The sequence below is a fragment of the Streptomyces pathocidini genome, from assembly GCF_001418495.1.
In the GTDB taxonomy this organism is placed as follows: Bacteria; Actinomycetota; Actinomycetes; order Streptomycetales; family Streptomycetaceae; genus Streptomyces; species Streptomyces pathocidini.
The window spans coordinates 1-5993 of sequence record NZ_LIQY01000241.1; the positions used below are offsets into that span (position 1 = coordinate 1).

At 73.6% G+C, this 5993-nt stretch carries 4 protein-coding genes and 1 pseudogene; 2 read left to right on the forward strand and 3 right to left on the reverse strand.

Features of this window, described 5'->3' with window-relative positions; all coding sequences use genetic code 11:
* Nucleotides 1-788: 788 nt before the first annotated feature.
* A pseudogene (locus AOK16_RS29245) lies at nt 789-1067 on the forward strand (peptidoglycan DD-metalloendopeptidase family protein); the annotation flags it as partial.
* 653 nt (nt 1068-1720) lie between these two features.
* Here the strand turns inward: AOK16_RS29245 and AOK16_RS13185 are convergent.
* From AOK16_RS13185 to AOK16_RS13195, 3 genes are all read right to left on the reverse strand, one after another.
* On the reverse strand, nt 1721-2281 hold the full coding sequence (locus tag AOK16_RS13185) for a TetR/AcrR family transcriptional regulator (RefSeq protein WP_055472454.1): 561 nt from the start codon (nt 2279-2281) through the stop codon (nt 1721-1723).
* A gap of 128 nt (nt 2282-2409) precedes the next feature.
* On the reverse strand, nt 2410-3246 hold the full coding sequence (whiG, locus tag AOK16_RS13190) for an RNA polymerase sigma factor WhiG (protein ID WP_055472455.1): 837 nt from the start codon (nt 3244-3246) through the stop codon (nt 2410-2412).
* A gap of 242 nt (nt 3247-3488) precedes the next feature.
* The gene (locus AOK16_RS13195) at nt 3489-4502 is read right to left on the reverse strand and encodes a DNA-processing protein DprA (protein ID WP_079101329.1); all 1014 of its coding nucleotides are present in this window, start codon (nt 4500-4502) and stop codon (nt 3489-3491) included.
* 110 nt (nt 4503-4612) lie between these two features.
* Between AOK16_RS13195 and AOK16_RS13200 the strand changes: the two genes are divergently transcribed.
* On the forward strand, nt 4613-5962 hold the full coding sequence (locus AOK16_RS13200; RefSeq protein WP_079101330.1) for a class I SAM-dependent methyltransferase: 1350 nt from the start codon (nt 4613-4615) through the stop codon (nt 5960-5962).
* The last annotated feature ends 31 nt before the right edge of the window (nt 5963-5993 follow it).

A 5993-nucleotide genomic window follows, 5' to 3' on the forward strand; every position in this document is an offset into this window, starting at 1 on the left:
GAGCTCTCACGAGGACCTGTTGTGGACCGAGGGACGCGGCCGCGGAGCTTATCCCGGAGGACATGAAGCGCCGACGGCGGGGCGTGCGAAGTCGACCCGGTGACCCGGATCGCCACCAGAAGTGTACGGGACCCCGGAGCCGCGGAGCGACACACCGCGGGCGGGGGGTGCGGGCGGGAGGCGGGCGGTGACGGTGCCCGCGGTCTGTCCGCGTTCCCCCTGGGGGTGGCGGAGTTGTCCACAACCGGCGGGTAGTCCACAGCTTTCGACCATGATCCCCAAGCCCGGCGGCGATGCGTCACGGTCGTGCCATGCGATACGAGGACTTGATGCGGCCACTCTTACGCGGCTTGTGGGTATTACGCGGATTGCACGGGTTGCGTTGCTTACGTGCGGGGGCGGCACTGCTGCTCTGCCTGTTTCCCCTGCCGGTAGCGTCCGCCCCAGCCGCGGCCGCGACACCCGCTGGAGGCGGTGCCCGGGCCGTGGCTCGGAACGGGGCCTGGGCCGTGGCCGGGGCCTGGCCCGTGGACGGGACCGAGTGGCGGACGCGGGCCTGGCCGGCAGGTCCGGCAGGTCCGGCGGATGAGAACGAGCCGCGGGCACACACCGGACCGGTGGGACCGGTGAACGAGAACGAGCCCCGGGCACGAGCCTGGCCGGCGGGACCAGTGAGCGAGAGCCAGCCACAGGCACGGCCCTGGCTGATGGGACCGATAGGTCTGGTAAACGACGACGAGCCGCGGGCACGGGCCTGGCCGGTGGACGGGGCGGGTGGGGTGCGGCCGATGGTGGTGCGCGGCTGGGAGCCGCCCGCGACGCCGTACGGACCGGGGCACCGCGGTGTCGATCTCGCGGCGGCGCCCGGCCAGGCCGTGCGGGCCGCGGGCACGGGCCGGGTCGCCTTCGCGGGGAGCGTGGCGGGACGCCGGGTCGTTGCGGTGGAGCTGGACGGTACGGGCAGACCACCGCTGCGCGTCACGTACGAGCCGGTGCGCGCGGTGGTCGCCAAGGGCGACCGAGTCGCGACCGGGCAGCGGGTCGGCACCCTGGACGACGGCCCGCACCACTGCCCGGACGGCTGCCTGCACTGGGGGCTGCGCCGTGGAGACCACTACCTGGATCCGCTGTCCCTGCTCCCCGCCCGGCTGCTCCGCAACGGCCCGTCCCGCCTGCTGCCGGTCTTCGGGGTACGGAAGCCGTGGGCGGAGTCGATTCCCGCTGGGGAGTCGACTTCCCCTGGGGCGGAGTCGCCGGGCGCTGTGGCATCGCCAAGGGCGACTGGGGTTGCGACGGACCGGGCGCCTGCCACGGCCTGGGGAGCGGCGACTCTGGCCATCGGTGCCTGGTGGGCGCACGCCCGGCTCCGGCGCCAAGCTGCCAGGCGAGGCCGACCCAGGAGAGCGGGCCGGAGACCCGACTTCCGGAGCCGCGAGAGCCGCCGGTCCAGCAGCGGGCCAACCGCCCGGCTCAGCCGGGACCGGCACCCAGCCCGGCCCTGCCTGACACCTGTCACAGCCCCGCCCGACGCCTGGCTCAGCCCTGATCGATGCCCGACTCAGCCGGGACCGGCGCCCAGCTCAACCCCAGCCCAACCCTGGCCGGCGCCTGACTCAACCCCGTCCGACGCCCAGCCCAACCCTGGCCGACGCCTGACTCAGGCCGGGACCGGCGCCCAGCCCTGGCCGACGCCCAAGCCCAGCCCCGTCCGACGCCTGACTCAACCCCGTCCGACGCCCCGGAGGGAGATGGCCACCGCTGCTTCGGTGATCTGGTCCGGGTCCTCTGCCGCGCCGAGTTCGATGCGGCGGACCGCCGCATCCACGACGCCCTGGAGCAGCATCGCGGCGAGCCTCGGCTGCTCGTGGCCGAGGTCGCCCAGCGCCTCGACGATCATGGCGATCAGCCCGCCGTGCGCCGCGCGGATCTTCTCGCGCGCCCCGGCGTCCAGCTCGCCTGCCGAGATCGCGACGACGGCCCGGTGCCGCCGGTCGCCGACCAGCGCCAGCTGCTGCCGCACATATGCCTCGACCTTGCCCGAAGGCGTGTCGGCCGAGGCCATGGCCGCCTCGACCTCCGCCGCCCAGACCGGGAAGTCGACGGCGCACAACTCCTCGACCACGGCCGCGCGGGAGCGGAAATACTCGTAGACGGACGACCGCGCCAGGCCGGTCTTTTCGGCGAGGGCGGGGAAGGTCAACGCCTCCGTGCCGCCTTCGGAGAGCAGGGTGCGCGCGGCATCCAGCAGGGCGGCGCGCTGCATCGTGCGGTGCTCGGCCACTGAGGCCGCTCGAATCCTGGGCACGCCCCCACTCTACGGACGCACGGCCCTCGGCGGCACTCCGCGACGGCGAGACCGGGGCGAACCACTACGGATCGGTGCGGCGGTTCACCTCGGGGAGGGACGATTCAGCGTCCGACATCGGCCAGTTTGGCCCTGAGCTGGAGCACGGACTTGGTGTGGATCTGGCTGACCCGGCTCTCGGTCACCCCGAGAACCTGCCCGATCTCGGCGAGCGTCAGCCCCTCGTAGTAGTAGAGCGTGACCACGGTCTTCTCGCGCTCGGGAAGGGTGTTGATGGCCCGGGCCAGCAGCCGCCGCAACTCGCGGTCCTCGGCGACCTCCACCGGGTTGTCCGCGGCGGTGTCCTCGAGCGTGTCCATCAGCGAGAGCCGGTCGCCGCCCTCGCCGCCGACGTGCAGCAGCTCCTCCAGGGCAACCACGTTCGCCAGCGACAACTGACTGAAGACATTGTGCAGTTCGTCGAGGCTGATGCCCATCTCCGAAGCCACCTCGGCCTCGGAGGGCGTGCGCCGGAGCCCGGCCTCCAGCGTGGCGTAGGCGCGCTCGACCGCCCGCGCCTTCTGCCGTACGGAACGGGGGATCCAGTCGAGCGCCCGGAGTTCGTCGATCATCGCTCCGCGAATCCGCGTGATCGCGTACGTTTCGAACTTGATCGAGCGTTCCGGCTCGAACTTTTCGATGGCGTCGATGAGTCCGAAGACTCCCGAGGAGACGAAGTCCGCCTGCTCGACGTTGGGCGGCAGCCCCACGCTGACCCGGCCCGCCACGTACTTCACCAGCGGCGAGTAGTGCAGGATCAGCTGCTCCCGCAGCCGCTCGTCAGCCGTTTCCTTGTACGACCGCCACAGCTCGTCCAGCGACGCGGGCGCGGCCGGGCGCACGCTGCCGCGGGCGGCGGGTGGCACTGCCGCGCGGTCAGGCCCTGAGGTGTGCTGGGGCATTCGTCGCCTTGAGCCGTTCTGCCGTCACCGGGGTGAGGACGTCTGTCGTAGTCGGAACGCCTGTGAGCGTAGCGTGACTGCCGTGTCGCAGCGTGCGAAGTCCGCTGGTTCGGACCGGGGCGGACCGGTTCCGCGGCCCGCACCGAAGGGTTGCGGCACGGCGTGCCGAGGGCCGCCGCGTACGGAACACAAAGTCGGCTGTTGCGGTCATCGGCCCAACCCTGTCACCCGAACGCAGCAGGTCAAGGACCGCCTCGCCGGGTTCGGCCAGGGCCCCGGGAGTACCGCGTCAACTGCCAGCGTTCGCCGTGCCGTTCGACGAACCCCAGTGATTGCAGTTCGTACAGTTTTGCCAACACCTCCTCATATCCGGTACATGCGTCGCGGGCCAGGTGACGTGCGTTGACGCTCGCCCTGGCGGGCAGTGCTTCGAGCACTCTCGACGAGGCCGGATCGAGCAGGTCCCGGGCCACGACGGGGCCTCTCCGCTCGGGTGCCAGTTCGCCGATGGCGCCCACGAGTTCGGCGACCTCGGCGGCGTCGGTCACCAGCGTGGCGCCGTCCCGCAGCAGCTCGTGGACGCCCGCCGAGAGGCCGGAGGTGACCGGTCCCGGTACGCCCATCACGGCCCGGCCCAGCTGCCGCGCGTACCGGGCCGTGACAAGCGATCCGCTGCGGTACTCGGCCTCGACCACCACCGTCCCCCGCGTCAACGCGGCGATGACGCGGTTGCGCAGCACGAACCGGCTGCGCGTGGGGTGCCCGCCGGGTGGCAACTCCCCCACCAGCACGCCCTGATCGGCGATCTTGGCGATCAACCCGGCGTGCCCGCGCGGGTAGGGCACGTCGACGCCGCAGGCGAGTACGCCGACGGTCGCGCCGTCCACGGCGAGCGCCCCGCGGTGCGCGGCCCCGTCCACGCCGTACGCGGCGCCGGAGCTGCCCGCGGGGGCGGCGTCCCGCGCCGGGTCGTAGCCGGGCCCCGGCACTCCGTCCCGTACGGTGTCGCGCTCCACCCTGCGCACGGTGGCCGCCCGGCCCTCCAGGGCGAAGGTCGCGACGGGGGCGCGGAGGGTGCCCAGGGTGGTGAGGCGCAGCGCGGACTCGGCTTCCCGCCGCTCGCTCTCGGACGGGGAGCCGTCGGAGTGCTGGGCGGAGCCGACGACGCCGATGAGGACCAAGGCCCCTGCGGCGCCGACCGTGATCCCCCACCGCCGGGCCCGGGCGGTCTTCTCGGCTTGTCGTACAAGCTGCATGGCGCCGCATCCTGCCAGCGGTCCGGGCGTGCGGAGCCGTGACGGCGCCGGGGCGAGAGGGCGGTCCGCCGGATGGCGCACAGCCGGGCCGCCCACCGCCGACCGGCACAATGGGCCGGGTGAACGACAACGGCCCCGACAGCGGCCCCGGCAACGACCCAGGGAACGGTCCCGACAACGGCCCAGGGGACGGTCCAGGCGGCAGCGACCAGGCGGGCGGTCTCGGCGCCTTCGCCGCCCTGCTCACCGACGAGGGCCGGGCCCTCCTCGCCGACCTGCGCGACTTCGACCCGGCGGCGGAACTGGCGGTCGCGACGCGGCTGCGCCGCGAGCACCCGGCCGAGCTGGTGTCGGCCGCGCTCGGCCAGGCGCGGCTGCGGCAGCGCGCGGCGGCGAAGTTCGGCGCGGACGCGGCGGTCATGTTCTTCACCCCGAACGGCGTGGAGCAGGCGACCCGTACGGCCGTCGCCTCGTACCGCGCGGCCCGGTTCGCGGCGCTCGGCGTACGGCGGGTGGCCGACCTGTGCTGCGGCATCGGCGGCGACGCAGTGGCGCTGGCGCGGGCGGGGGTGGCCGTGCTGGCGGTCGACCGCGACCCGCTGACGTGCGCGGTGGCGCGCGCGAACGCGGCGGCGCTGGGTCTTGCGGACCTGATCGAGGTGCGGTGCGGGGATGTGGCGGAGGTCGAACTCGACCCGTTCGACGCGGTGTTCGTGGATCCGGCGCGGCGAGGTGGGAGCAGAGGGGCAACGCGCAGCGCTTCCGGCCGGGGTGGTGGCCGGGCGACGGGTGGACGGATCTTCGATCCGGAGGCCTATTCGCCGCCGCTGTCGTGGGCCGTGGAGGCGGCGCGCAAGGTCCCGGCTGCGGCGTTGAAGATCGCGCCCGGGGTGCCGCACGAGGCGGTGCCCGAAGACGCCGAGGCGGAGTGGATCTCGGACGGGGGCGACGTCAAGGAGGCGGTGCTGTGGTTCGGCGGCGCGGGGACGGCCGGTGCCCGCCGGGCGACGCTGCTGCCGGGCCCGCGGGCTCTGGTCGGCGCGGGCCTGCCGGACCCCAGGGTGGGGCCGGTCGGCCGGTTCCTCTATGAGCCGGACGGGGCCGTGATCCGGGCCCACTTGGTGGCCGATGTGGCCGAGCGCGTGGACGGCCGGCTGATCGATCCGACGATCGCGTACGTGACGGCGGACGCGCTGAGCCCGACCCCGTACGCATCGGTGTACGAGATCACGGACGTGCTGCCGTTCAACGTGAAGCGGCTGAAGGCGCTGCTGCGGGAGCGCGGGGTCGGCACGCTGACGGTGAAGAAGCGCGGGTCGGCCGTCGAGCCGGAGGAGCTGCGCAAGAAGGTCAGGCCACTGAAGGGGCAGGCGTCCACGACGGTGTTCCTCACGCGGGTGGCGGGCGCCCCGTCCATGCTGCTGGGACACCCGGCACCGGTTCACGGCCCGCTCGGCTAGTTCCGCCCGGTTTCCGTCCTGCCCAGCCTTC

Bases quoted from the DNA above. Each gene is read 5' to 3' on its own strand.
- AOK16_RS13195 (WP_079101329.1), bottom strand. From the start codon at position 4,502: ATGCAGCTTGTACGACAAGCCGAGAAGACCGCCCGGGCCCGGCGGTGG.
- whiG (WP_055472455.1), bottom strand. From the start codon at position 3,246: ATGCCCCAGCACACCTCAGGGCCTGACCGCGCGGCAGTGCCACCCGCC.
- AOK16_RS13200 (WP_079101330.1), top strand. From the start codon at position 4,613: ATGGGCCGGGTGAACGACAACGGCCCCGACAGCGGCCCCGGCAACGAC.